Annotated in this window: 21 protein-coding genes and 2 pseudogenes; 10 read left to right on the top strand and 13 right to left on the bottom strand. The window is 68.5% G+C overall.

Features of this window, described 5'->3' with window-relative positions; genetic code table 11:
• The first annotated feature begins 244 nt into the window (after positions 1-244).
• Positions 245-808, top strand: a complete 564-nt coding sequence (locus OHA11_RS13820; RefSeq protein WP_266507145.1) for a GrpB family protein — start codon at positions 245-247, stop codon at positions 806-808.
• 628 nt (positions 809-1,436) lie between these two features.
• On the opposite strand, the gene OHA11_RS13815 is transcribed toward OHA11_RS13820, so the two are convergent.
• Positions 1,437-1,817 (bottom strand): hypothetical protein, encoded by a 381-nt coding sequence (locus OHA11_RS13815; RefSeq protein WP_266495939.1) that lies wholly within the window; start codon positions 1,815-1,817, stop codon positions 1,437-1,439.
• A gap of 45 nt (positions 1,818-1,862) precedes the next feature.
• On the bottom strand, positions 1,863-2,282 hold the full coding sequence (locus OHA11_RS13810) for a hypothetical protein (RefSeq protein WP_266507880.1): 420 nt from the start codon (positions 2,280-2,282) through the stop codon (positions 1,863-1,865).
• 12 nt (positions 2,283-2,294) lie between these two features.
• On the opposite strand from OHA11_RS13810, the pseudogene OHA11_RS13805 reads away from it, so the two are divergent.
• From OHA11_RS13805 to OHA11_RS13785, 5 genes and pseudogenes are all read left to right on the top strand, one after another.
• Positions 2,295-2,469 (top strand): annotated as a pseudogene (locus OHA11_RS13805) (IS5/IS1182 family transposase); the annotation flags it as partial.
• 221 nt (positions 2,470-2,690) lie between these two features.
• Entirely contained in the window at positions 2,691-3,452 is a 762-nt protein-coding gene (locus OHA11_RS13800) for a MerR family transcriptional regulator (RefSeq protein ID WP_266495936.1), read from the top strand.
• A gap of 768 nt (positions 3,453-4,220) precedes the next feature.
• Positions 4,221-4,898 (top strand): DUF3159 domain-containing protein, encoded by a 678-nt coding sequence (locus OHA11_RS13795; RefSeq protein WP_266507143.1) that lies wholly within the window; start codon positions 4,221-4,223, stop codon positions 4,896-4,898.
• 229 nt (positions 4,899-5,127) lie between these two features.
• Positions 5,128-5,781 carry a TetR/AcrR family transcriptional regulator gene (locus OHA11_RS13790; protein ID WP_266495933.1) on the top strand — a complete coding sequence of 218 codons (654 nt, stop codon included), beginning with the start codon at positions 5,128-5,130 and terminating at the stop codon, positions 5,779-5,781.
• Between the two features lie 282 nt (positions 5,782-6,063).
• A complete protein-coding gene (locus OHA11_RS13785) occupies positions 6,064-7,728 on the top strand; it encodes an MDR family MFS transporter (protein ID WP_266507141.1) in 1,665 nt (554 codons plus the stop codon).
• Here OHA11_RS13785 and OHA11_RS13780 read toward each other — a convergent pair.
• The 6 genes and pseudogenes from OHA11_RS13780 to OHA11_RS13760 all read right to left on the bottom strand — a co-directional run.
• Positions 7,667-7,983: pseudogene (locus OHA11_RS13780) on the bottom strand (NADP-dependent oxidoreductase); the annotation flags it as partial. The gene OHA11_RS13785 and the pseudogene OHA11_RS13780 overlap by 62 nt on opposite strands.
• Positions 7,880-8,353, bottom strand: a complete 474-nt coding sequence (locus tag OHA11_RS48515) for a leucine zipper domain-containing protein (protein WP_353962951.1) — start codon at positions 8,351-8,353, stop codon at positions 7,880-7,882. The pseudogene OHA11_RS13780 and the gene OHA11_RS48515, both read right to left, overlap by 104 nt.
• Positions 8,354-8,487: 134 nt before the next feature.
• Positions 8,488-9,678: an ABC transporter permease gene (locus tag OHA11_RS13775; RefSeq protein WP_266495931.1), complete on the bottom strand. Its 1,191-nt coding sequence runs from the start codon at positions 9,676-9,678 to the stop codon at positions 8,488-8,490.
• Positions 9,672-10,385 carry an ABC transporter ATP-binding protein gene (locus tag OHA11_RS13770; protein WP_266495928.1) on the bottom strand — a complete coding sequence of 238 codons (714 nt, stop codon included), beginning with the start codon at positions 10,383-10,385 and terminating at the stop codon, positions 9,672-9,674. Before OHA11_RS13770 ends, OHA11_RS13775 begins: the two co-directional genes overlap by 7 nt.
• On the bottom strand, positions 10,382-11,599 hold the full coding sequence (locus tag OHA11_RS13765) for an efflux RND transporter periplasmic adaptor subunit (protein ID WP_266495925.1): 1,218 nt from the start codon (positions 11,597-11,599) through the stop codon (positions 10,382-10,384). Before OHA11_RS13765 ends, OHA11_RS13770 begins: the two co-directional genes overlap by 4 nt.
• Positions 11,600-11,613: 14 nt before the next feature.
• Positions 11,614-12,126: a hypothetical protein gene (locus tag OHA11_RS13760; RefSeq protein ID WP_266495923.1), complete on the bottom strand. Its 513-nt coding sequence runs from the start codon at positions 12,124-12,126 to the stop codon at positions 11,614-11,616.
• Between the two features lie 130 nt (positions 12,127-12,256).
• On the opposite strand from OHA11_RS13760, the gene OHA11_RS13755 reads away from it, so the two are divergent.
• Both OHA11_RS13755 and OHA11_RS13750 read left to right on the top strand, forming a co-directional pair.
• The gene (locus tag OHA11_RS13755; protein WP_190072163.1) at positions 12,257-12,913 is read left to right on the top strand and encodes a response regulator transcription factor; all 657 of its coding nucleotides are present in this window, start codon (positions 12,257-12,259) and stop codon (positions 12,911-12,913) included.
• On the top strand, positions 12,910-14,106 hold the full coding sequence (locus OHA11_RS13750) for a HAMP domain-containing sensor histidine kinase (RefSeq protein WP_266495919.1): 1,197 nt from the start codon (positions 12,910-12,912) through the stop codon (positions 14,104-14,106). The genes OHA11_RS13755 and OHA11_RS13750 overlap by 4 nt, the downstream gene beginning before the upstream one ends.
• A 56-nt stretch (positions 14,107-14,162) precedes the next feature.
• On the opposite strand, the gene OHA11_RS13745 is transcribed toward OHA11_RS13750, so the two are convergent.
• The 5 genes from OHA11_RS13745 to OHA11_RS13725 form a co-directional block, all read right to left on the bottom strand.
• Positions 14,163-14,324, bottom strand: a complete 162-nt coding sequence (locus OHA11_RS13745) for a hypothetical protein (RefSeq protein ID WP_266495916.1) — start codon at positions 14,322-14,324, stop codon at positions 14,163-14,165.
• A gap of 108 nt (positions 14,325-14,432) precedes the next feature.
• Positions 14,433-14,930 (bottom strand): FBP domain-containing protein, encoded by a 498-nt coding sequence (locus OHA11_RS13740; RefSeq protein WP_266495913.1) that lies wholly within the window; start codon positions 14,928-14,930, stop codon positions 14,433-14,435.
• 53 nt (positions 14,931-14,983) lie between these two features.
• On the bottom strand, positions 14,984-16,567 hold the full coding sequence (locus OHA11_RS13735; protein WP_266495910.1) for an MFS transporter: 1,584 nt from the start codon (positions 16,565-16,567) through the stop codon (positions 14,984-14,986).
• Between the two features lie 1,543 nt (positions 16,568-18,110).
• Positions 18,111-18,365 (bottom strand): hypothetical protein, encoded by a 255-nt coding sequence (locus OHA11_RS13730; RefSeq protein ID WP_143638266.1) that lies wholly within the window; start codon positions 18,363-18,365, stop codon positions 18,111-18,113.
• Between the two features lie 1,222 nt (positions 18,366-19,587).
• Positions 19,588-20,241, bottom strand: a complete 654-nt coding sequence (locus OHA11_RS13725) for a GPP34 family phosphoprotein (protein WP_266495905.1) — start codon at positions 20,239-20,241, stop codon at positions 19,588-19,590.
• Positions 20,242-20,804: 563 nt separating this feature from the next.
• Between OHA11_RS13725 and OHA11_RS13720 the strand changes: the two genes are divergently transcribed.
• Together OHA11_RS13720 and OHA11_RS13715 are read left to right on the top strand one after the other, a co-directional pair.
• Positions 20,805-22,697 carry a S9 family peptidase gene (locus OHA11_RS13720; protein ID WP_266495903.1) on the top strand — a complete coding sequence of 631 codons (1,893 nt, stop codon included), beginning with the start codon at positions 20,805-20,807 and terminating at the stop codon, positions 22,695-22,697.
• Positions 22,698-23,131: 434 nt separating this feature from the next.
• Positions 23,132-23,296: a hypothetical protein gene (locus OHA11_RS13715; RefSeq protein ID WP_266495900.1), complete on the top strand. Its 165-nt coding sequence runs from the start codon at positions 23,132-23,134 to the stop codon at positions 23,294-23,296.
• Positions 23,297-23,384: the final 88 nt, after the last annotated feature.

Genomic DNA, 23,384 nt, shown 5'->3' with positions numbered 1-23,384 from the left:
GCCTGTTGGTTCGCGCGCCGCAATCCATGCCGCTGAGTAAGGACAACTGTGCCTGGGCCGAACATGTCGCGCTGCACGTAGAATCGACCTTTTCCGGGTCGAGCAGGAACGTGTCGCCGCTCTCGGCGCGACGCAGGTCCCGATCCGCCGAGCCCGCGTGACGACGGCGAGGCTCGACGAAGCCGCCAACCGCAGCCCCGTCGATCGAGGTGGTGAACTGGCGCAAGACGTAAAGGATGTGTTGGTGATGAACAGCAGCAAGCCTCGTCGGCCGGACGTCACGACGGTCGAGATCATCGGTGGTCCAGAAGCGCTCAAGGTCGGCCTTGGCAGCTATGACGCCCGGTGGGCGGAGGTCTACCTGCATCACCGGCGTCGGATCCTTGACGCGTTGGCGGCAGTGGACGTCGATGTCGAGCACATTGGATCGACTTCGGTTCCAGGCCTTGCCGCCAAACCGATTGTGGACATCGTCGTCGCGGTGGCCGACATCACAGCAGAGGAGGACTACCTCGACGGGCTGTTGGCCGCAGGTTATGAACTGCGGGTTCGCGAGCCAGGACATCGGCTCGTGCGTACGCCGACTCGCGACGTTCACGTGCACATATATGAACGAGGGGACGCAGCGGTGCACGAGTACCTTCTCTTCCGTGACCACTTGCGCACCAATGCAGACGATCGCGCCCTGTACGAGAGTGTCAAACGAGCTCTGCTCAGCCAGCAGTGGAACGACATGAACGACTACGCCGACGCCAAGAACGACGTCATCCTCGCGATCAAGACTCGAGCCAGGGCAGCTCGCCCATGACGCGGGATGGTGCCACGGGTTTGTGATCTGTGAATCTGTTCGACTGGCGACGCCTACGTCACCGGCGCAGAACAGTCATGAGTCACGAACTTCCACCGTCGCCGGGACCTAACCCAGTCGACGTAGTGGATTGGGTCTTCGCCACGTGGAACACGAAGCACGCTACGGCGTTCGGCGCCGTGTTCCCCAGAGGACGCCGGGTTCGTCGATGTCCTCGGACACCACACCGTGGGTCCGCATGCCATCGCCGACCTGCACGTACCGCCCTTCTGCAGCCTCTTCGCCCAAGCCCGGCTGATCTGCACGGAAGCACGCACCCGAACCCTGGCCGCAGACCTGGCATCGATCGACGCCGCCTGGCAGATGGCGGGGCACACCTGCCACCCCGAGACGGATCCATGCACATCGTCGCGGCGTTCCGCTCGGGTCACTGGGTGCCGCTCCTCGTGCACAACCAGGATTTCGGCAACAGCTACGAGGCCGTACGAGGCCGTATGAGGCCGTACGAGGTCAAGAGCTCGAGGCGGGCGAGGACACCTGACACGTTCTACGGGTCTTCGGCACCGGAGCCGAGGCCGAGGCCGAGAACAAGCTGGCGGACGGTGCCGAGGCTTGAGGCCGGAAGTCCTCACGGCTCTGATCCGGGGCGGGGCTGGGCGGGCAGCATCCGCACCACGCCGACACCATCGACCTGCTGCTGTCGCAGCGCACGGTTTTCCACGGTGCACTGGTGCAGGGCGCCCACTAGCGCTTCGACGTCGGCTCTCAGCCGGGCGATCTCTTCGGCGTCTGCGGCCCGTAGTTCCTTCAGCCGCCTGACCTGCTGGCGCAGCCGCTTCTCGCTGTCTGGAGTCTGTCCGCGGGCACGGATCTTGTCGTAGAACTCGTTCTTCAGGTCCGGGTGGCGCTGGGTGAGGGCGTTGCGGGGGGCTTGCGCCTCGAGCGCGAGAGCAACGTTGGTCAGGGCGCCGTTGGAGTGTTCGAGGTGGCCGGCCAGGATGCGGTCCATCGCCGTGGGCAGGGTGTCCTCGTTGAGGAGACGTCGTGCGTCGGCTCAGCGTTTCTCACTGTCGATGGTGCCCTGCGGGCCCGTCCAGCGGACGGTGCCGAAGGTGAGGCCATGGGCATGGCGGTGCTGTACGGACCAGCGGACGAAGTAGCCGGAATCCTCACGGTAGGTGAAGGCGGCATCGGTCATCCAGCGTTCCAGGTCGGCTTGCGTGCAAGTGCCCAGGGCGAGTCCCGCGGCGGCGAGCCAGCTGAGGAAGTTGTCGGCGGCGGTGACATGGCAGCGAACGTTGACGTCCTGGAGCTGAGTGGTGTGCTGGTCGCCGATGCGACGCCGGAGTCGGCGCAGGTGGTGCCAGACCGCATAGCTGTGCAGGATCCGGCGTGCGGTGAGGTCCGTGCGGGCCTGGACCGTTTCGGTGATCCCTTTCTCCAGGGCGGCGAGCCGTTCGTCACGCGGCGTCATGTCTTTGCGGCGATCCCCTTTGTGGCCACTTCAGGGTGCAGATGGCGGCAGTTGCCCCCGCAGTACGGGCCTTCGGGCCCGACAGCCCACCGGCGGTTCTACGATCGACTCGGCGAACATGCGGGCCCTGAAAGGGGGGGAGCTGACGGGTCCGAACCCTGTGGACCGGGGCAAGAAAAGCTCGAAGTCGGCTGCCTTACTCGGCGCGCAAGGCCCCACGCGGCGGTCCAGGCCACCATGCCGGCGGCCACCGCCACGCGGCCAAGCTGCCGATCGCGGCGGTGAAGCGTTCACCGCGCGGGAGCCGGAAGCCGAACAGCATCAGCCCGGTCCCGATCGCGATGCCGATCGTGAGCGGCAGGGGGAGGGCTTGACTGTGCCGTTGCGGCACGGTGTTGGCTGGGAGCTATGAGCTGGAGTACTCGGGAGATCGCCGAGCTTGCCGGCACCAGTCTGCGGGCGGTACGGCATTACCACGAGGTCGGGCTGCTGGCGGAGCCCGAGCGTCGCGTCAACGGCTACAAGCAGTACGGCGTGCCGCACCTGGTCCGCCTGCTGCGGGTCAAGCGTCTGGTTGATCTCGGGTTCTCGCTGAACCAGATCGCGGAGACGGTGGACGAGGGTGAGCACCCCGGGCAGGCACTGCGCACGCTCGACGCGGAGCTGGCCGCGACCATCGAGCGGCTGCAGCGGGCCCGGCTCGAACTCGCGGCACTGATCGACCTGCGTGCCCCGGCCGACCTGCCTATGGAACTCACGCCCGGCGAAGCAACGGTGCTGTCCGAGACCGACCGCTCGCTCCTGCTGGTCATGACCCGGTTGATGAACGGGGAGCAGCTGCAGGCCTACGGTGCACTGGTGCGCAATCTGCCTGCTCACCCGGTCAATCGGGAGTTCGGCGAACTGCCCGCTGACGCAGGCGAGCACCTCCGCCAAGACCTCGTGGAGCGGATGGTGCCCTACCTGCGCCGGCTGCGGCAGGACCACCCGGACCTGCCCGATCTGTACACGGACAACCCGAGGGGGGAGAAATTCGTCCGAGAGACCATGGAGACGGTCCTGCGTGAGCTGTACAACCCGGCGCAGCTCGACGTTTTGCACCGGACCCACGTGATCGTGGACGAGCCCACCCAGCCTCGACCGGACCACTCGGACACCGGCTCGCGGTAATGATCGTGACCCGCGACGGGGCCGGTCTCACCCGGAGAGGGTGCGCGGGTCAGCTTCGACGCCGCCGAGGGCTCGCGTGAGCGGAGCGGCATCGGGGGTTCGAGCCATCGGACTACTCCTCCCTGATTCAGACGATGCCGACATCGCCTGGTCTGCCCACGTGTGAAAAGCACGTCGAAATCCGGCTCTCCCACACAGAGATCACCGAGCTGATCGCCCCGCGCACCGACGCCCCGCCAGGAAGGCTTCGGACAGCGAGCGGCGGAGTGTGGCTGCACCGTGGCAGGCCCATCAGCCACGGCTCGAACGCCACGCATCCGACCACGAGCTGGTCGGCGCGCCGCGCGGGAGCCGGTCGACCTGAGGTTTGGTTCGGCGGCAGCGCGCTGTTCGATCCGTTCACCACTGCGCGATGCGGGACACCTCCCGAGGGTCCGGTCAGCATTAACGCCGTCAACACCAGTCCCTCACGTCCGCGCGTCTTCACCCCAGCCGTCCAAGGCGTCCGGGCGACGAACTGAGCGAGACGGCGGGCGCGGGACAGGTGCCGCCCGCGCCCTTCTCCGCCAGCCGCGCGACAGCGATCGCCGCACCGTCGTAGGGACCCTGATCGCCACGTGATGACGGGCGACTCGCTGAGCGGGGGTTTCGCCGAGGCGTGACTCAGGTCACGTCGCGCGAGGTGGTTTCCTTCGTCACTTGATGTCAAGATGTCACTTAGTGACGCAAGATTTCGCCCCCAAGACGAACCCGGAAGAGCTGATCACCATGCAGACCACCAGTCCCCAGGAGGCGGCGACCGACATGCAGGCGGCAGACCAACGGAAGAAGAAGTCGGCGCTCGAACAGGCGGGCGGCACGAAGGGGGTCATCTACTCGGCGCTGCCCGCCCTGGTGTTCGTCGTCGCCAACAACGCCGGTGGACTCAAGGTGGGCATCCTCGCCGCCCTGCTCGTCGCCTTGGGCATCGCGGTGCAGCGGCTGATGCGTAAGGAGTCGATCCAGCCCGCGCTCGGCGGCGTGTTCGGCGTGGCGATCGCCGCCGGCATCTCCTGGTACACGGGATCCGCCAAGGACTTCTTCCTCATCGGCATCTGGCTGAGCCTGGTCGGCGCCGTCGCCTTCGTCCTCTCCGTGGTGCTGCGGTGGCCCCTGGCCGGCCTGATCTGGAACTCGACGACCGGCAAGGGCACCGTCTGGCGGGCGGACAAGCGTTCGCGGTTCTACTACGACATCGCCACCCTGGTGCTGGCCGCCATCTTCGGCGCCCGGTTCGCCGTCCAGCAGTACCTCTACCAGGCCGACGAGGTCGGCTCGCTGGGCTTCGCCAAGATCGCCATGGGCTACCCGCTCCTCGCCGTCGGCTTCCTGGCCGTCGCCTGGGCCGCCCGGGCTTCCGACAAGCGACTGAAGGCCGTGGGGCTGCTGCCCGCCAAGCGCAGCTGACCGACGCCCTCCCCGCTCCCCGTCCGTGCCGGACGGGCCCCCACGGCCCGTCCGGCACACGCGTCCGCACCGCGGAGCGACCACGGCCGATGTGGGCGTCGTCTCTTGTGGGGTTGCCGACCTCCGCACCGCCGCTGCGAGCACACGGCCGGGCACTTCCTGGCCCTTCGCCGGCATAGCCGCAGCTGAACGGCGTCTTTGTCCCACGGCTGAATGACGAGGTGACCCCATGCAGGTGAGCAATCGCGTCGGACCTGGGATGAGCGAGCGGCGGCGCTGCCGGATCCGGTTGATGATCTCTCGGGAGGCGTCGCGTCTCTTCTGGGAGCAGGGCGTTGCCGCGACCAGCGGCGACCAGATCGGCGAAGCAGTGGGTCTGTCGACGCGTACCATCTGGCGGCACTTCCGGAGCAAGGAGAGCTGCGCCGAACCGATCATCTTGCATGGCGTCGCGTGGGAGATGGCCGCCCTGCGCCGCTGGAAACCCGAACTCTCCCTCGACGACCATCTCGCCGATGAGATGAGCAGGCATGGCCGCGACGCCGACAGGGCGGAGCGCGCCGACGACGTGCTCGCGATGAAGATGATCGCGCTCAGCAGCAGGGAGCCCGCGCTCCGCACGGCCTGGCTGATGGCCTGTGACCAGGTAGAACGCGAGCTGGCCGGGAGCATCGCCGACCGACTTGACCTGCCGGCCGACGACATCAGGGTGCAGGTGCACGCGGCGGCCGCCTCGGGCGCCCTACGAGTCGTCAACGAGGAGATCGGCGATGCCCTGCTCGGCGGTGCCGACGTGCGCCGGTTCGCACATGCGCACCAGCTCCTGGCCCAGGCGATCCGCAGTGCCACGGGAGGCGCCGTGGGGGACGCGGCTACGACCTGAGGTCCGTACGCGACGACCCCGTCAGGTCGCACGAACACCGGCATTGAGTGTCCCGTTCGGCATGCGCCTGAGCGGGCTGCCCGCGCTGTTCGCCGTGTGTGACACAGGCCGGGTGGCAGGTCGATCCACCGGCGCCGGATCGGATACCGCCCGTTCCCGATCCCTCGAAGCATTCCCGTCAGGTGGCGCTCGGTACCCAGTGTGTACGCCACCTGCTGTCCTTGATTGGAAGACCCAGTGACTACCGACTATTCCCCTGCGACGAAGCCGGAAGCGGTGACGATGCCGCCCCGGCAGGTGCTTCAGGCGGTTTCCGGGCTGGTGGCCGGTTTGTTCGTCGCCATCCTCGCCGGAACCGTGGTGGCCAACGCGCTGCCCAGGATTACCGCTGAGCTGGGGGCGAGCCAATCCTCGTACACCTGGGTGATCATCGCGGAGCTGCTGGCCATGACGGCCACCGTTCCGTTGTGGGGCAAGCTGTCCGACCTCTACAGCAAGAAGCTGCTCCTCCAGACATCGCTGGGCCTGTTCGTGGTCGGCTCACTCCTGGCCGGATTCTCCCAAGGTGTCGGCACGTTGATCTTCAGCCGGGTGGTGCAGGGCGTGGGGGCAGGCGGACTCACGGCACTGACGCAGGTCGTGATGGCGGCCGTCATCCCCCCGCGGAAGCTGGGCAGGTACTCCGGCGTCTTCGGCGCCGTCTTCTCCGGCGCCACCGTGGCCGGCCCGCTGATCGGCGGCCTCCTGGTGGACACCTCCTGGCTCGGCTGGCGGTGGTGCTTCTTCATCGGTGTGCCCTTCGCGCTCCTTGCCATCGCGCTGCTGCAGCGCACACTGCACCTTCCGCACGTCCGCCGCGATGTGAAGATCGACTGGCTCGGTGCCTTCCTGATCGTCGCCGGTGTCAGCTCGCTGCTCATCTGGGTCTCGATGGCGGGCAGCACGTTCGACTGGTTCTCCTGGCAGACGGCCGCCCTGGTCGGTGGCGGAACGCTGCTGCTGGCGGCGGCTGTCCGGGTCGAGTCCCGGGCCGCCGAGCCGATCATCCCGCTGAGCATCTTCCGTAACCGCACCGTGGCGCTGACCAGCCTGGCCTCCCTGCTGGTCGGTGTCGGCCTCTTCGGCGGCACCGTCTTCCTCTCGCAGTTCTTCCAGGTGGCCATGGGCAAGTCGCCCACGATTGCCGGTCTGATGAGTCTGCCGCTGGTCCTGGGATCGCTCGCCGCCTCTACGTTCGCCGGACACCGGATCAGCGCGACCGGCAGGTGGAAGCGGTATCTCGTGGCGGGCACCGTCCTCATGACCGCCGGCCTCGCCCTGCTGTCCACCATCGGATCCCACACGCCCTTCGTTCTGCTGAGTGTCTACATGGCCGTCCTGGGGACCGGCGTTGGCATGCTGACGCAGAACCTGGTCCTCGCCGCGCAGAACGACGTGCCCGCCGGCACTCTGGGCAGCGCGACCTCCGTCCTGTCCTTCTCGCGCAGCATGGGCGGGACCGTGGGCACCAGCGTCCTGGGGGCGGTCCTCGCCCACCGCGTCGCCACCGAACTTGCCGACGGCCGCGCGGCGGCAGGTGACACGCCGGGAGGCGGAGCCGGGCACGGTGTCCCCGACGCGACGACCCTGCCCGCCCCGGTGCGTGCGCTCGTGGAGAACGCCTACGGCATCGCCATCGCCGAACTCTTCCTCTGGGCCACCCCGTTCGCCCTGCTGGCACTGATCGCCGTCCTGTTCATCGAAGAGAAGCCACTCAAGACGACCACCAGCACGGAGCGACTCGCCGAGGAGAGCGCCATCGCCGCCGGCGGCCGCGCCCTCCCGGCCCCCGCCGACACCCCCCGTGCCGACCTCGCCGAGGCGTCGACCAGAGGCAGTGGAGGGTGCCCAGACGCCACCCGCCTGCTTGGTCGGCGACCGTCGCGACGCGCGTCGGGTCGCCCGTGATCGCGACGAGGTCGACCAGCGAGCCGGAGCCGCAGTGTCGAGTGTCAGGTCGACGCAGTGCGGAGCGAGAGCGGTGAGGCGCTGTGCGAGGCCGGGGCCTGGGGCCGTAGGTGGGGGGAACGGCGCCGAGAGAGGTGGGGAGTGGTTGCGTTCACTGGCTGTCCCTATCACGGTGGCACCTTGTGCTACAGCGATCTCGACTGCCGCGCTCCCCACGCCTTCCGCGACACCCTCGACGAGAAGGGTGCGCCCCGCAGGTCGAGGTCGCGCAGTCCATTTGGGCCGCGACGCACGAGGATGCGGTGGCCGGCGCCACGGTGACGGCGTGCAGCCGCTCAAGTTCTGCGGCGAGCCGGGCGGGCCCGTACTTGGTCTGCCGCCGCAGCGCTTCCACCAGGTCGGCGATGCCCTCGCTGGTGCGCGTAGGGCGGGCAGACGGTCGGGAGGAGTGGTCGAGCAGGCCGTCCTCGCCGTGTGTCCGCCATCGGGCATACCACTTCGCCAGGCAGCGACGCGAGATCACGGCTTCCGCCGCGATGTGCGCGATGGGGCGTCCAGCGTCGACGCATAGGCACAACCGGAGCCGACCTTCCGGGGTGAGGGGCGCGTTCGCGTGCACAGTCATGACCCACTGCGTGCCGCAGCTCGTGCTGCGGCACGCGGGTCTTCGTTCGTATCGAGCAGGATCACCGAGCAGCCCCGGAGCGGGACGGGCACGACGCGATCGGGCATCCGGACCTTGGACGTGCCCGCCTGGGATCAGGCCCCGGACAGCGCCTCCGTCGGGGGCAGCCGGGACGCGCGTACGGCGGGGTACAGGCCGGCCAGGGCCCCGATGGCGAGGGTGGCGAGCAGGCCGCCCGCCATCGCCCAGGCCGGGACGACTGCCGGCCAGCCCTGCGCGACGGCGTACGCGGTGGTGACGCCCACCCCGATGACGACCCCGGCGATCCCGCCGAGTCCTGCCAACAGCTGGGATTCCGCGAGGAATTGGGTGCGGATGTCGCCTCGCCGTGCGCCGAGGGCTCGGCGCAGGCCGATCTCGGCGCGGCGTTCCAGGACGGAGATGACCATGGTGTTGGCCACGCCGACCCCGCCGACAAGGAGCGCAACGCCGCCGAGGCCGAGCATCAGGCCCGTGAAGGCTTTGTCGGTGGCGCCCTTGGCGGCGAGGGCGTCCGAGGGGCGGCTGATGGTCACTTCGGTGGGAGCCTCGGGGCTGACGGTGGCGGCGAGGACGTCGCGTACGGACGTGACCGCGCTGTCTGCGGTGCGGACGTAGATTGTCGTGGGGTGTCCGTCGAAGTCCAGGTACCGCTTGGCGGCGTCCCAGCCGACGAGCGCGCTGTCGTTCAGCTCGGGTGCCAGGAGCGCCTCGTCGAGGATGCCGACCACGCTGAACCACTGACCGCCGAGCCAGACCCGGATGTCCGGGCCGACTTCCCCGATACCCAGGCGGTCGGCGGCGCCGCTGCCGAGTACGACGGCCGGGTACTTGGCGGTGGCGGCGTTGAGCCAGTTGCCGCGGGCGAGAGAGCCGCCGACGGTGTCCAGGAGGTCGAGGCGGGCGGCCTTGACGTTGATGCTGCCGGTCTCGGTGGCCGGGATGTGGTCGTTGCGATAGACGTACGCCGTCACTTTGCCGGTGCCGGTTGCGGACTCGACCGGGGCGATCCGGCCCGCCATGTCGATGGAACGCTCGGGGAGTTGGGCCTCGCCGCCGGTGAAGGTCCGGCCGGGGGACGCGGTGAGGAGGTTGGTGCCCAGGCGGTCGAGAGTGCGCTGCAGTTCGGCGTGGCTGGAGGTGGAGATGCCCACCACGCCGATCATCGCCGCGATGCCGATGGCGATGCCGAGCGCGGAGAGGAAGACCCGCAGCGGGCGGGCGCGCAGCCCGGAGGCACCGACGCGTACGACGTCGCGGGTGCTCATGCGGGAGACCTTCAGCATGCGGACACCGCCTGAACGTCGCCCTGGGCGTTCTGGGCGGAGTCGTGCACGATGCGCCCGTCGCGAACGTGGACGTGGCGGGGCAGCGAGGCCGCGATCTCCCGGTCATGGGTGATGATCACGACGGTGGTGCCGTCGGCGTTCAGGGCGCGCAGCAGGTTCATCACGGTGGTGCCGGAGTGGGAGTCCAGGGCGCCGGTCGGCTCGTCCGCGAGGAGCAGGCTCGGCCCGCCGACCAGGGCGCGGGCGATCGCGACGCGCTGCTTCTCCCCGCCGGACAGCTCGTGCGGCCGGTGGTAGACCCGGTGGCCCAGGCCGACCCGCTCCAGGGCGGTGCGGGCCGCGCGGCGGCGTTCCGCGAGCGGGATGCCCGCGTACAGCAGGCCCTCGGCGACGTTGTCGAGGGCCCGTACGCCCGCGGTGAGGTGGAAGTGCTGGAAGATGAAGCCGATGCTGAGCGCGCGCAGCGCGGACAGCTCCCGGTCGCCCAGGCCGGCGATGTCGTGGCCGTCGACGGTGACGGTGCCGCTGCTGGGCCGGTCCAGGCTGCCGATCATGTTGAGCAGGGTCGACTTGCCCGACCCGGAGGGCCCGACGATGGCGACCAGCTCGCCGCGGCGGATGTCGAGCGAGACGCCGTCGAGGGCGGTGACGCCGCCGGCGTACGAGCGGGTGATGTGGTCGAGGCGTACGACGTTGTGGTTCATCGCGGTACCCCGACCTTGTCGCCCGCCTTCAGGCCGGCGCCGGTGATCTCGACCCGGCCGTTCGCGAACATGCCGGTCTCCACCGCGACCGTGCTGCTGACGGAGCCCTTGACGACCTGGACGCCGTAGCCGCCCTCCGACAGCGCGAGGAGCGCGGAGATGGGCACGGTCAGCACGTTCTTCTTCTCCGCGGAGGTGATCTCCACATCGACGGGCGCGCCGTCGTAGCTGCCGAGCTTGCCCCTGTCCTTCTTGTCGATCCGGACGGTGACCTTGATGACGGTCTTGCCGTCGCCCTCTCCCGGAGCGCCGTCCCCGCCTTCGGTGCTGGCGACCTTGCCGACGGAGGTGATGGTCCCGGCCGCGTGTGCACCGTCGGGCAGGACGACGGTGACCTTGTCGCCACGGCGGACGAGTTTCTGCTTCTTCGCGTCGAGGTCGATGGCGACAAGCCGGCTGGTGCCGGTGTACGTCAGCACGGGTGAGCCGGGCTGGAGTGTCTGGCCCTTCTTCACCTCCTGGCCGGTGACGCGTATCTCACCGTCGGCAACGACCAGGTCCGCGGGCTTGACCGTGCCCGTCTGTGGCACTCCGAGGTGCTTCTGCCAGCGCTTGACGGCCGCCGCGGTCCGGTCGGAGTACTCCTCGTCGGCGGTGAAGCCGGTGTAGCCGAGGGCGGCCAGGGCCCGTTCCACCTCGGCGACGTCGGGGCCTTTCGTGCCGGCGCGCAGTTCGCGGTAGAGAGGTGTGTCGCCGTAGACGAGGGGGATGGGCCGACCGTCGGCCTTGAGCGCGTTCTGGCCCTGCTCGATGGTGGCACCGAGCTTCGGCAGCCAGATTACGGTGCCCGACGCGCCGCTGGTCAGGGGCTGCTTGTCGCCGTAGCCGAGGCTGCCGGTGACGGTGTCCTGCTGGGCGAGGTCGGAGCGGGTCACCAGTGCGGTCGCCGGCGGCAGACCGCTGCTCTTTTCGGACTTCTCGCCGTTGCCGCCGCCGAAGCCGTACGCCGCCACCCCGGCCCCGCTGAGGACGACCGCGAGGGCGATCAGTGCGGCGGTGGTGCGGGCGCGGCGGCGACGCGGTGGGGCGTACCGCGGGCCGTCCGGTGACCTGCCCGCCGAGGCCCCTGACGGATCCTTTACCGGGTCTGTCTGAGGGGGAAACCGGTGCATCCGGGTCGTCTCGTCGTCGGTGGATTCGGGTGTGTGCGTCATGTCGGTCTCGCCCGTCACCGCTGGGCCGCGGGGTTGACGTCCTTACACTTCTCGGCGGCTGCCTGCAGCTTGTCCATGTTCGCGTCCTGGTCGAGCGGCATGCCGCCTGTCTCCGGGTCGGGATCCGGGGCGTCATAGCCGTTGGCCCGCAGGCACTTGACGTATTCGCGCGCCTGCTCGAGCTGCTTTGCGTCAGGTTTCGGTGCCTGCTGCACGTCCTGCGCGGTGGGCGCGAACTCCTTGCACGCCGCGAGCGCGGCCTGCACCTCCTCCGGCGACGCGGTCTGCTCGGGCGCGTCCTCGCCGGCCTTCCCGCTCCCCGGCGCCACGCCCCGCTCGGCCAGGCAGGCGTTGTACTTCTTGCTCTTCTCCGCGGGCGTGAGCTGCTGCCCGCCCACCTTCTTGTCGCCGCCGGCCGACGCGACGTCGTCGTTCCCGCCGGTGCCGCCCCCGCACGCGGCCAGGCTCAGGCTCAGCAGCGGTATGGCTGCCAGCAGCCCCCAGTTGGTGCGCGAAATGGTACGCATGCGCTCGGCAGTCCCTTCTGTGCCGGGTCTCTCCCGGCGTCGGGGACCAGTAGAGGCGGGGCCCGGTATCCCCTCCGTAACCGCGGGCGGTTACGTTCTGGTTATCCCGGCCTCTGGCACTCTGGGGATCATGAGAGTGCTGATCGCCGAGGACGAGCGGATGCTGGCCGACGCCGTCGCCGAGGGGCTGCGTGAGGAGGCGTTCGCCGTCGACGTCGTGCACGACGGGGATTCCGCTCTGGAACGCCTTTCCGTGAACGACTACGACGTGCTCCTCCTGGACCGCGATCTGCCCGTCGTACACGGCGACGAGGTGTGCCGGGCCGTCGTCGAATCCGGCGGCCGCACCCGCATCCTCATGGTCACCGCCGCCTCCGATGTACCCTCCCGCATCGAGGGCCTCGCCATCGGAGCCGACGACTACCTCACCAAACCCTTCGCCTTCGAGGAGCTCGTCGCCCGCGTCCACGCCCTGGCCCGCCGCGCCCAGCCCGCGGGCCCGCCCACCTACGAACGGGCCGGCCTGCGGGTGGAGACGGCCCGCCGCGAGGTCTACCGCGACGGCCACTACGTATCCCTCGCACGCAAGGAATTCGCCGTCCTGCTGGAACTACTGCGGGCGGACGGCGCGGTCGTCTCGGCCGAGGAACTCCTGGAGCGGGCCTGGGACGAGCACATCGATCCGTTCACCAACGTCGTCCGCGTGACCGTGATGAAACTGCGCAAGAAACTCGGGCCGCCGCCGGTCATCCAGACCGTCCCGGGCTCGGGGTACCAGATCCCATGAGGCTCACCTCGCGGCTGCCGGGTCTCCCCATCCGCGTCCGGCTCACGCTCCTGTACGGCGCCCTGTTCATGGCCTGCGGCGTGATCCTGCTCGGCGTGACCTATCTGCTGCTCGACGCGGGACTGACCGACCGGTTCGACGGCGTGGCCCTGCAGATCACCAAGGAGGGCGGGATCGCCCCGGTACCCGAAGCGTCCACCCACAACCTCCCGTCGGAGCCCGCCGCCGGACTGGCCGGCAGTCCCGAGCTACGCGAACTCCAGGACCGCTACCGGGCCGCGACCCTGCAGTCCCTGCTCCGCCAAGGCGCCCTCGCCCTGGGCGTGCTCACCGTCGTCGCCACGCTGTTCGGCTACCTGATGGCCGGCCGCGTGCTGCGTCCCCTCAACCGCATCTCCCAGACCGCGCGCCGCATCACCTTCCGCGGCGACCTCAGTGAGCGGCTGGCCTTCACCGGCCCCCGCGACGAGGTCACCCAGCTCGCCGACACCTTCGACTCGATGATGGGACGCCTGGAGAAGTCCTTCCAGGACCAGCAGCGCTTCATCGCGGATGCCTCCCACGAACTGCGCACGCCCCTCGCCATCAACCGGACCCTCATCGAGGTGGCCCTGCGCCGCAAGACCGCAACCGAAGACACCAAACGCCTCGGCACCTCACTACTCACCGTCAACGAACGCAACGAAAGACTGATCAACGGCCTCCTCGCGCTGGCCAAGGGCGAGACAGAGGTCGCCAACCGGACACCCGTCGACCTCACCGAACTCGCCCGTCACACCGCCGAGTTGCACCGGTCACAGGCAGCCGAAGCAGGTATCGGCCTCCGGCTCGACACCAGGCCCGCCACCACCTCGGGCAACGCCGTGATGCTGGAGCGCATCATCCACAACCTGCTCGAGAACGCCATCCGCTACAACGAACCGAACGGCTGGGTCCGCCTCACCACCCGCACCACCCCGCACGGCGCCGCAACCCTCACGGTCGAGAACACCGGCCCCGTGGTCGCCCGCCAGGACATCGAGGCGCTGTTCCAGCCTTTCCGCCGCCTGGGAGCGGACCGCATCGACTCCGAGCGGGGCTCGGGCCTCGGCCTGGCGATCGTACGAGCCATCGCGCGCTCCCACGACGGCGATGTGACCGCGGCCCCCCGGGAACGCGGCGGGCTCATGGTCACCACCACCCTCCCACGGTGAGAGGCCCCTGCGCGAAGGGCTCTTCCTCCGGTGCCTCGGGCGCACCCCCGACGAGCTCAAGTGCTTTGCGCTGCGCTGGAGTCGGAGGCGAAGCCCTCGTCCGCGATGATCAGCAGTCCGGGCCGGTCGGCGACCAGGTCTTCATCGACGTCGAGCATGGCCTGGAACACTTCGCGTTCGTCGAGTTTCGGGTTCGCCGGCGCCCACAGGATCGGCATCCCGGTCGGCGTGCGTCCGGCGCGTAAGACCGGAGGAGCCGCGAGGAGACGGCGGTTCAAGGAGTGGACAGGGGCTCGGCGACGATGGCCGTCGAGCCCCTGTCGGTCTCAGTGGAAGACCCGCTCCACGAACGCGTCGAGGTTGCCGCGCAGGCGCTCGATCTGCTGCTCGACAGTGAGGGACTCCTCCATGCGCCCGCCCGGTGCCGCCTTCTTCCTGCCTCGTATGTACAACGAGCAGTCCAGGTCGGCGCAGATGTAGAGGCCCACCGAGTTGCCTTCGCGGCCGGCCGGGCCTGCCTTGGGGGCGGTCATGAGGGAGACGCCGCTGCCGGGATGGGCGGTCAGGCACAGCGAGCACAGGCTGCGGCGCTGGAAGCCGCGGTTGCCGGAAGCGGAGCGCAGGGACAGGCCGACGAGTTCATCGGCGCGTTCGACGACGAGATACCTGCGATCGGGCGCGGACAGATCGAACCAGCCCAGGAAGTCCAGGTCGTCCCAGTGGTCGAGGTCCGCCAGGTTCTTGGGCAGGGGGAGGCGCTTGGCCTCGCCCTTCGAGCAGTTGACGAACGAGGTACGGATGTCGTGCTCGGTCAGGGGTTTCATGGAGGATCCTTCGAGGGGTGAGGTGGACGGTGGCGGGACACGACCCCGGCTCGCTAGGCCGGTGCGTCGTTTCCGGCGTGCTTCGGCGTCTTGTGCCGTACGGTGAGGCCCGCTACCAGGGCCGCGAGCAGCAGGACGCCCGCCGAGCACCAGTAGGCGACGGAGAAGCCGTGCACCATGCCTTCGTTGAGGGTCGCGCCGCCGTGGGCCGGATCGTGCACGTGCGAGTGGACGTAACGGCTGGTGGCGCCGGTGGCGATGGTGTTGAGCAGTACGGTGCCCAGCGAAGCGCCCATCTGCTGAACGGTGTTGAGGACAGCCGAGGCCACACCGGTGTCCTGCGCGGGCACGCCGGCGGTGGCCGTCGCGTAGACCGGCATGAAGGTCAGGCCCATGCCCAGACCGAGCAGCAGCAGGGCGGGCAGCACGTGCGAGACGTACTGCACATGCACGGTCAGGCTGCTGAGCAGCACCATGCCGGCGGCGGCCAGCACCATGCCGGACGACATCAAGGTGCGCGGCGCCGTGCGGGGCAGCAGGCGGGCCGCGATCTGGGTCGCGCCGATGAAGATACCGGCTGAAATCGGCACGAAGGCCAGGCCCGTCCGCACCGGCGGGTAGCCGAGGACGACCTGCAGGTAGTACGTCAGGAACAGGAAGACGCCGAACATGCCGATGGTGGCCAAGCCCATCGTCGCGAGCGATCCGGCCCGGACACGGTCCTTGACGATGCGCAGCGGCAGCAGCGGGCTCGCCGCGCGGCTCTGCCACCACACGAAGGCGGCGAGCAAGATCACGCCGGCCGCGAGCAGCGTGAGCACCGACGGGCTGGTCCAGCCGCGAGGTTCGGCCTCGCTGAAGCCGTACACGAGGGCGACGAGCCCGCCGCAGCCCAGCAGCGCGCCCGGCACGTCCAGGTGCCCGCCCCGGCGGCCGGAGCGGTCGCGCAGGAAGGCCGGTGCGCCGAGCAGGGCGGCCAGCGCGATGGGCACGTTGACGTACAGGGACCAGCGCCAGTTCAGGTACTCGGTCAGCAGACCGCCCACGATCAGCCCGACCGCGCTGCCGCCGCCGGCCAGCGCACCGTAGACCCCGAACGCCCTGGCCCGCTCCTTGGGGTCGGTGAACGTCGTCGTCAGCAGCGACAGGGCCGAGGGCGCCAGGACCGCCGCGAACGCACCTTGCAGGGCCCGCGCCGCGAACAGCATCCCGGGACCGGCCGCCGCGCCGCCCAGCGCGGAGGCCGCGGCGAACCCGGCCAGGCCGATGACGAAGGTGCGCTTGCGGCCCACCAGATCGGCGATCCGGCCGCCGAGCAGCAGCAGCCCGCCGAAGGCCAGCGTGTAGGCGGTGATCACCCACTGCCGGTCGGCGTCCGACATGCCGAGAGCGCGCTGGGCGGAGGGCAGCGCGATGTTCACGATGGTGCCGTCAAGGATCACCATCAGCTGGGCGAGGGCGATGACGGCCAGCGCCCACCAGCGCTTCGGATCCGGTGCCGGTGCCGGTGCCGGATCCGGTGCGGGAGTCGCGGCGGGAACCTCGCGGTCCGGGGAACGGTCGGTGGCCGTGGAAGGGGTGGAAGGGGTGGAAGGGGTGGAAGGGAGGGATTCCCCTCCGGGATGTTTCTTGCTCATGGCGATTGCGCACATTTCGTGTCGAGGTGCTGTCGAGACAGCCGGCCAGGGACGGTCGCAGTGGTGACGACGGGCCGGTGTACGCAGCACGGGGACACGGCATGGCAGTGGGGCAGCGGGTACCGCGGACAGCACCCGGGGCCTGCCTCACCAGCTGCGTGTCACTCACGCCGGCGCTCTTGCTGGTCGTGAGGCGGAGAGTGCCGAGATCACGGTGACCAGCAAAAGAAGGGCCCGTCTTCGGGCACGCGCCCCCGCAGGCCGCGCGGCGACGAACCGGGCAGGCCAGGACATCTCGTGACGCGGCATCTCAGGAAGATGCCGAAGACAAGAAACGAGAAGGGGGAAGAGTTACCGCGCGCCGCAGAGGAGGGAGGGCACACGGCCGGAGGCAACTATGGCCGCAACGCATTCGGCACGGTCCATGTCTCTCGCCTCCTTCCGGGCAGGGCACGCGGTGCGTGTCGACGCCGAGCGCGTCGAGTGGGGCGGCAGAGAACCTGCCGCGCGAAATCATCGGACAGCTTATCCCATCGACGCCACCGCGCGACCGGAATTACCGACCGCCCGCGCGCACACGCGCCAAGCATGGGTGATTGCTTGAGGGGGGAAGTCTCTGGGGGAAGAGGTGGTGCCAACCCCGAGCCGGGAGTACGGGCGGGAGGCCGTTGACGATGTCTGACAGCTGCTGGTGCAGCCCCGACACGTATGCGGCCTGGCCGCCGCGGGGCTTGATGTCCAGCACGACCCAGGTGTCGAGTAGTCCTGCTGCTCTCGCTCGACCAGAGCGCGGCGTTCCTCTGGGGCGACGTCGTCAGACAGGACGTCGACGACCTCGGCGTCAGCTTCCGTGGGCTCGGGATGCCGATCCTGTGGGCGCCGGCGAACCCGAAACTCGACGAACGCGAAGTGCTCCAGGCCATGCTCGACGTCGATGAAGACCTGGTCGCCGACCGGCCCGGACTGCTGATCATCGCGGACAAGGGCTTCGCCGCCAAGGAGTTCGAGAATGACCTGGTCATGCGTGGGGCCGAACTGCCGCGGCCCTCGTTCAAGCGGGAGAAGAAGCGCAGGGGCGAGGGCCTGCTCAAGTCGGTGCGGCAGCCGATCGAGTCCGTCAACGACACCCCCGGGACAGCCGGTGGAACGGCCGAACCCGCGCGTATAAACCATCACGAAGGCGTAGCCCTGCCCTTGTCGAACAGGTCGGTGCCCCTCATGAAGTTCTGGAAGCGCTTGGACGGACCGGTGCGCTCCCAGCCTTCGGGCCCGAGCTCCCCGGAGTACCCCAGTACGAGAGTGCGAGCTCGTCGACAGGCTGACCGACGCTTTCTTGCCGTTGGGCAGCTCTACCGGAAGCGGGATGTCGGGGACCCTGCGCCCGACGCGGTTGCCACCGTGCTGGCCAGCGGGCGAACGGGCCCCACCCAGAGCCTGCGGCCCGAACGGCAGGAGACGGACCGGGCTGTTGGTGAGACAACGGGGAGCGGCCACCCTGCGCAGCGCGTCAGGGTGGCCGCCTCTTCTGCGCCTTGCGAAGCGGTCAGCGCACCCAGACGGTGTACTCGGCGCGACCGCCCGGACCGTCGCACCACACCTCGTCATACCCGTTGTGCTGGGCGTTCGGCAGCTCCTCAGCCTCGCACTGCCTCTTCGAGTCATACGTCATACCGCCAGCCACGTGCCAGCCGCTGCCGGGTGGGGGGACGGCGACTGCGCTGGTGGCGGTCAGCGGGACTGCTATCGCTGCGGCGCCGACGGCGAGGCCGACGGTGATGCGGGAACGCCACGACTTCATGAGCTCTCCTTCTGTTGGCTGCACTGTCCCTAGGTAAAGCACCCGGGATCCGTGCGTGGTGCCTCTGCGGCTTGCAGCGTGTCTTGATCGACATGCCGCCTACGGAGTGACACTAAGCGCCAGTTTGGCATTTAGTGACTTCTGTGGCCATCCTCGGTGGAGTGACCTGAGTCACAGCAGAGTGTCTACGCTGAGGCCGTGGCAGCAGACCTTGACCGCACTCGAGAGAGTCCACGGGCCACAAGAAGGCGGTAAGGGTTGGTAGGTGATCTGCCGTCACCTGAACGGATGGGGCTGGGGCACCCCAGCCGGTCGCTCGCTCGGCTGAACACCGTGAGCAAGGACTGCTCGATGCGCGGGTCTGTCCAACGTGAAGTCCATGGTGCGGGGCCTCGCCGCCGCCTGCGAACTGCAGGGCGGTCTCCAGCGGGAAGCGACCTACGACGGGCTGCGGGTCGCCGAGGCCAAGGGCAACGGCGGTGGTCACGATCGGCTATCCGGGCAGGACCATCGCCGACGTGCGCCGCGTACCTCGAAGGCCGGCCACGGCTACCCAGGCCCGCGAGCACGGCATCAGCCGTGGCGCAGTGCGCACCGCTGTGGTCGACCTCATGCCCGACCACAGCGCGGCCGACCACCAGGCCACATCTGCCACGGGCAGTCGTCACCCTCGATACGCCGGGCGAGTTCGCCGAATTCCTCCGCGTGACCGAGCTGGACGACGCCGAGTGGGCCACTCCACCGCCGCTCCCGCCGTGCACTGCCAAGCCGTTTGACGGCCCCCAGGGCGCCCCGACCGTCCCGGGTGCAGCGCAAGGGCCCGCCGGGAGTACGAGATGGACGGTTGCGGTTCCGGTGACGTCGGCCAGACGGCCAGGAAAGCTCGCTGCGGCGTGATGGGTTCCCGCTCACCGGTGGTGAATTCACCGGTCGTGGACGGTATTTGTGGGGTGTATGGAACGCGGTCCGGGTACGGCGGTGTTCCCTTGTGGTGTTTGTCTTGCCGTGGCGCGATTTTTTCTCCGTAGCCACTCGTCACAACGACTGTGGCGCCGACGATGATCAACCGGAGCCCAAGGGATGGACGTGAACTCGACACTTGGCTCCATCAGCCACCATGCGGCGAACGCGGCAACCAGAGTCTCCAGCACCGGCCTTGATGTCGCTCGATTTTACTTCGGCTCGCATTCTGCGGACGTGTGCATTTTTAGGTTTGTCCTGCTCAGCTCCATCCGCCGCCGACAGACCGACTGGAAAGCACCGAGTTTGACAGGGCTTTGCGCAGGCCCGGTATTTCTCGATCGAATTTCTTGGCGAGTTCCTCAAGCGTAACCTTGTGTTTGCGGCGCTCGGAACGGTTCAGTACGACCCCCATGGTCGCGTCGCTCTCCAGTGCGATCACCGGCAGTGCCACTTGTGCCAGGGGCAGAGTGGACGGGTCGGGAGTGGTGGTGACCCGCGTGCGCAATGCTTGCTGCACAGCTCGGGCCTCCTCTTCCCGCCGCAAGACAACTTTGCTCCCTCCGAGCAGACTCAAGGTGCGGCCGGTCTTCTTTTCGATAATCCCAGCAGCCGTCAGCTGGTTTTCGACCGGTTTCTCCGCCTTGTGCGCGGTGTTGTGCACCAGTGCCATCCACTTTTTCGGCCTCGCGTGCAGCTCTTCCCACACAGAGGCAAGAAACGGATCCGTCGGTGATTGGTCTCCAAGTGCGCGAACCCGGCGCCCGTCGGTCTCAGCCTGTCCCGCAAGGACTAGCTCGGTCAGGGCAGCAGCGCGCACCCGCTGCCCGCGGAACTGCAGAAGAGTGGCCGGAAACTTATTCTTCGTGAAGGCGTAGGTGCACAGGTAGATCTGCTGCGGAAGCGTGAGATCCATATGAACTCCTTGAATACGTGGCAACAGGACCAGTTCCTACTGCATGGCGCGATCTACAACGGCCGTTGACGGCATATTGGGTTCGCCGGCCTCGGCCGTCGACCTGTCGGCGTAGCGCTTTTCCTGACTCGACGGGACTGCGGCCGCTCGAAGGCGCCATGAATCCGCACCACGGTCACCCGACTCACAGCAGGAAGCTCGTGATCTTCATGGCCGTCAACTCTCCCGAAGCCCATCCTGCGCGACCTCACCGTCGTGTCACTGACTGCAATACTGACACTTAGTGACAGTATTGCCCACCCCTCGCGCATGTGACCTGCGCCACGAGTTCACTGCCAGTCGAGCGGCAGCCCAGAGGAGGTGGGGCTGCAATCGACGGTCCTCAGCGGCTGGGCGTGCGGCGCACTTGCCTTTGCTGTCACTTAGTGACACTGTCATTAAGTGACAGCCTTCGTTCGCTGAACGGTGACCGGCTCCAGGCTGCGGACCCACTCAGAGCCCTTGCCGACCATCATCAGGGCCTCATCACTCGCTGTCCGGGGACAGCCACAGGAAGGACCCACATGGCACTGCCGAAGCCGATCAGCGTCGAGGAGCTCTTTGCCCCTCCCGTCCGTTCGAGGGCCTCCCTCTCGCCGGACGGCACCAAGATCGCGTACCTGGCTCCTTGGGGGAACCACCTGAACCTGTGGATCGAGAGTGTCGACGCGCCCGGGGACGCGCGGCGGGTCACCTCCGAGGACCGCAACCTGCTGAGCTATCACTGGACCGACGATCCGAGGTGGCTGCTCTATACCCGGGACCAGGGGGGCGACGAGAACCGGCACCTGTACCGCGTCGATCTCGAAGCCCCGGACGCAGGGGCTGCTGACCTGACCCCTTTCCCCGGCGCACGCATCATGGATCTGAAGCTGCCCGCCGGGCGGCCGGGGAAGGCGGTGTTCTCCTCGAACAGCCGGAATCCCGCCACGTTCGACCTCTTCGAGCTGGACATCGCCACCGGTGACCTGCGGACCCTCGCGGAGAACCCCGGAGGCGCTGCCACCACCCTCTTCTACGGCGGCAGCAAAGGCCCCTTCACCAGTGAAGTCACCGAACAGGGCGAGCTACGGCTCTCGCGCTGGAACGAGGCCACGCAGACGTTGTGCCACATCGCGCAGTTCGAGGGTGAGGACTATCCGCTGGGCGTCTATCCGCTGGAGGTCACCGCCGACGCCGGCGGCGTTCTCTTCGGTTCGAACCGGGGCTCGGACAGACTCCGCCTGGCCCGGCTGGATGCAGAAACCGGCGAGGAGACGGAGGTCGATTCCCACCCGCAGTACGACCTGGACACACGAGCCCGTGTCTTTCCCGCACTGCCCTCGCCGCTCATCTTCAGCCGACGTACCGGCGAGCTCATCGGAGTTCGCTACCTCGGGGAACGACTGGTGATCAACGCACTGGACCCGCACTTCGCCGAGGTCTTGGAGAACCTGAGGAATCTGTCCGATGGCGACCTGGCCCACATCTCGTCCGACGAGAGCGAGCAGCGGTGGGTCGTCAGCTTCACCCACGACCGCGATCCCGGGGCCACATACTTCTACGACCACTCCTCGGGCGAGAGGCGCCTACTGTTCCGGCCCCTTGGCCACCTGGATCCCGAGCAGCTGGCACCGATGACACCGGTGACGATCACCGCTCGGGACGGTCTCGCGCTCCCCTCCCACCTGACACTGCCAATCGGGACAGAGCCGCACCGGCTGCCGCTGGTCCTGCTTGTGCACGGCGGTCCCTGGGACCGAGACAGCTGGGGGTTCAACCCTCTCGTCCAACTGCTGGCCAACCGGGGCTACGCGGTGCTTCAGGTGAACTTCCGCAGCTCCACGGGGTACGGCAAGTCGTTCATGAAGGCCGGCATCGGGGAGTTGGCCGGCAAAATGCACGACGACCTGATCGACGGTGTGAACTGGGCCATCCAGCAGGGATACGCGGACCCGGACCGGGTGGCGATCTTGGGCGGCTCCTACGGTGGCTATGCGGCACTGGTCGGAGTCACCTTCACGCCCGATGTCTTCGCCGCTGCGGTGGACATCTTCGGGGTCTCTGACCTCGCCAACTTCCTGCGCAACCAGCCGGAATTCGTCCGGCCGGCCCTTGCCGCCAACTGGTTCCGCTGGGTCGGCGACCCCGCGGATCCGCAGCAGGAGGCCGACATGCTGGCCCGCTCACCGATCAGCCGGGTGGACCAGGTCCGTACACCGCTGCTCATCGCCCAGGGCGCCAACGACGCCCGGGTAGCGCAGGCAGAATCCGACAACATGGTCCAGGCTCTCCGGGCACGTGGGGTCCCCGTCGAGTACATACTCATGGCGGACGAAGGGCACTCCATCGAGATCCCGGAGAACTTGATCGCCGTGTACCACGCAGTGGAGCGCTTCTTGGACGAGCATCTCGGACACGGCCGGGACGCTACGTAGCCGTCGTCCGGGCCGTGGCGGTAGGCGGGCGGCGGTTGGCGGTTGGCGGTTGGCGTAAGGAAATGCGTGAGGACCCGCAGCCCGGAGGCCGCATTCTCCGGGCCGCCATTAGCGGATGCTCTGTCCAGCGGCTGCGGAGGTGTTGCGGGAAGCGACGGCGGGGAAGCGCGAGGCGCGAGCGCCTGAGGGAAACACAGCGAACCGGAACGGAGCCCGCGCAGCCATAGCCAAGATGTGGGAAAGCTACCGAAGCCTCCCTGCGCTTCGCCGGGGGGTCACCCCGGATATGGCGGGGCGAGGAGGGGCTGACCCTCGGCTCGCCTCAGCAGCGTGTGGTGCCGGCGGCGCTGCCGTCGCGGCGCGGGCGCCATGTCATCACCGCCGAGATCGTCCACGCCGTATGGGGTAAGGCCCCTCCGACGGCGGCCGTGCCCGTGCTGCGCACTAATGTCTCGCGGCTGCGCAAGACCCTGGAGCCCGACCGGGCGGCCAACGAGTCCCGGTCCGTGATCGTCTCGGTCATCGACAGATACCTGGCCTTCGCTTTGCCCAAAGTGGGCGAGACGGCGCTGGCCGCGATAGAGGGCAACTACGTGTGAACCTATTCGGACGGCACCTACCGCGTGGTGGCACGCCTGGAGAAGGAGGATGTGTCGGAGGACGTCGGGGAGATCGCGCCGGGTACCT

The organism is Streptomyces sp. NBC_00878, assembly GCF_026341515.1.
GTDB lineage: Bacteria > Actinomycetota > Actinomycetes > Streptomycetales > Streptomycetaceae > Streptomyces.
Note: the sequence above shows the minus strand (reverse complement) of the source record. Positions and strands in the feature narration are given on the sequence as shown.

Bases quoted from the DNA above. Each gene is read 5' to 3' on its own strand.
- OHA11_RS13815 (WP_266495939.1), bottom strand. From the start codon at position 1,817: ATGGACCGCATCCTGGCCGGCCACCTCGAACACTCCAACGGCGCCCTG.
- OHA11_RS13810 (WP_266507880.1), bottom strand. From the start codon at position 2,282: ATGACGCCGCGTGACGAACGGCTCGCCGCCCTGGAGAAAGGGATCACC.
- OHA11_RS13800 (WP_266495936.1), top strand. From the start codon at position 2,691: ATGAGCTGGAGTACTCGGGAGATCGCCGAGCTTGCCGGCACCAGTCTG.
- OHA11_RS13795 (WP_266507143.1), top strand. From the start codon at position 4,221: ATGCAGACCACCAGTCCCCAGGAGGCGGCGACCGACATGCAGGCGGCA.
- OHA11_RS13790 (WP_266495933.1), top strand. From the start codon at position 5,128: ATGCAGGTGAGCAATCGCGTCGGACCTGGGATGAGCGAGCGGCGGCGC.
- OHA11_RS13785 (WP_266507141.1), top strand. From the start codon at position 6,064: ATGCCGCCCCGGCAGGTGCTTCAGGCGGTTTCCGGGCTGGTGGCCGGT.
- OHA11_RS48515 (WP_353962951.1), bottom strand. From the start codon at position 8,353: ATGACTGTGCACGCGAACGCGCCCCTCACCCCGGAAGGTCGGCTCCGG.
- OHA11_RS13775 (WP_266495931.1), bottom strand. From the start codon at position 9,678: ATGCTGAAGGTCTCCCGCATGAGCACCCGCGACGTCGTACGCGTCGGT.
- OHA11_RS13770 (WP_266495928.1), bottom strand. From the start codon at position 10,385: ATGAACCACAACGTCGTACGCCTCGACCACATCACCCGCTCGTACGCC.
- OHA11_RS13765 (WP_266495925.1), bottom strand. From the start codon at position 11,599: ATGACGCACACACCCGAATCCACCGACGACGAGACGACCCGGATGCAC.
- OHA11_RS13760 (WP_266495923.1), bottom strand. From the start codon at position 12,126: ATGCGTACCATTTCGCGCACCAACTGGGGGCTGCTGGCAGCCATACCG.
- OHA11_RS13755 (WP_190072163.1), top strand. From the start codon at position 12,257: ATGAGAGTGCTGATCGCCGAGGACGAGCGGATGCTGGCCGACGCCGTC.
- OHA11_RS13750 (WP_266495919.1), top strand. From the start codon at position 12,910: ATGAGGCTCACCTCGCGGCTGCCGGGTCTCCCCATCCGCGTCCGGCTC.
- OHA11_RS13745 (WP_266495916.1), bottom strand. From the start codon at position 14,324: ATGCCGATCCTGTGGGCGCCGGCGAACCCGAAACTCGACGAACGCGAA.
- OHA11_RS13740 (WP_266495913.1), bottom strand. From the start codon at position 14,930: ATGAAACCCCTGACCGAGCACGACATCCGTACCTCGTTCGTCAACTGC.
- OHA11_RS13735 (WP_266495910.1), bottom strand. From the start codon at position 16,567: ATGAGCAAGAAACATCCCGGAGGGGAATCCCTCCCTTCCACCCCTTCC.
- OHA11_RS13730 (WP_143638266.1), bottom strand. From the start codon at position 18,365: ATGAAGTCGTGGCGTTCCCGCATCACCGTCGGCCTCGCCGTCGGCGCC.
- OHA11_RS13725 (WP_266495905.1), bottom strand. From the start codon at position 20,241: ATGGATCTCACGCTTCCGCAGCAGATCTACCTGTGCACCTACGCCTTC.
- OHA11_RS13720 (WP_266495903.1), top strand. From the start codon at position 20,805: ATGGCACTGCCGAAGCCGATCAGCGTCGAGGAGCTCTTTGCCCCTCCC.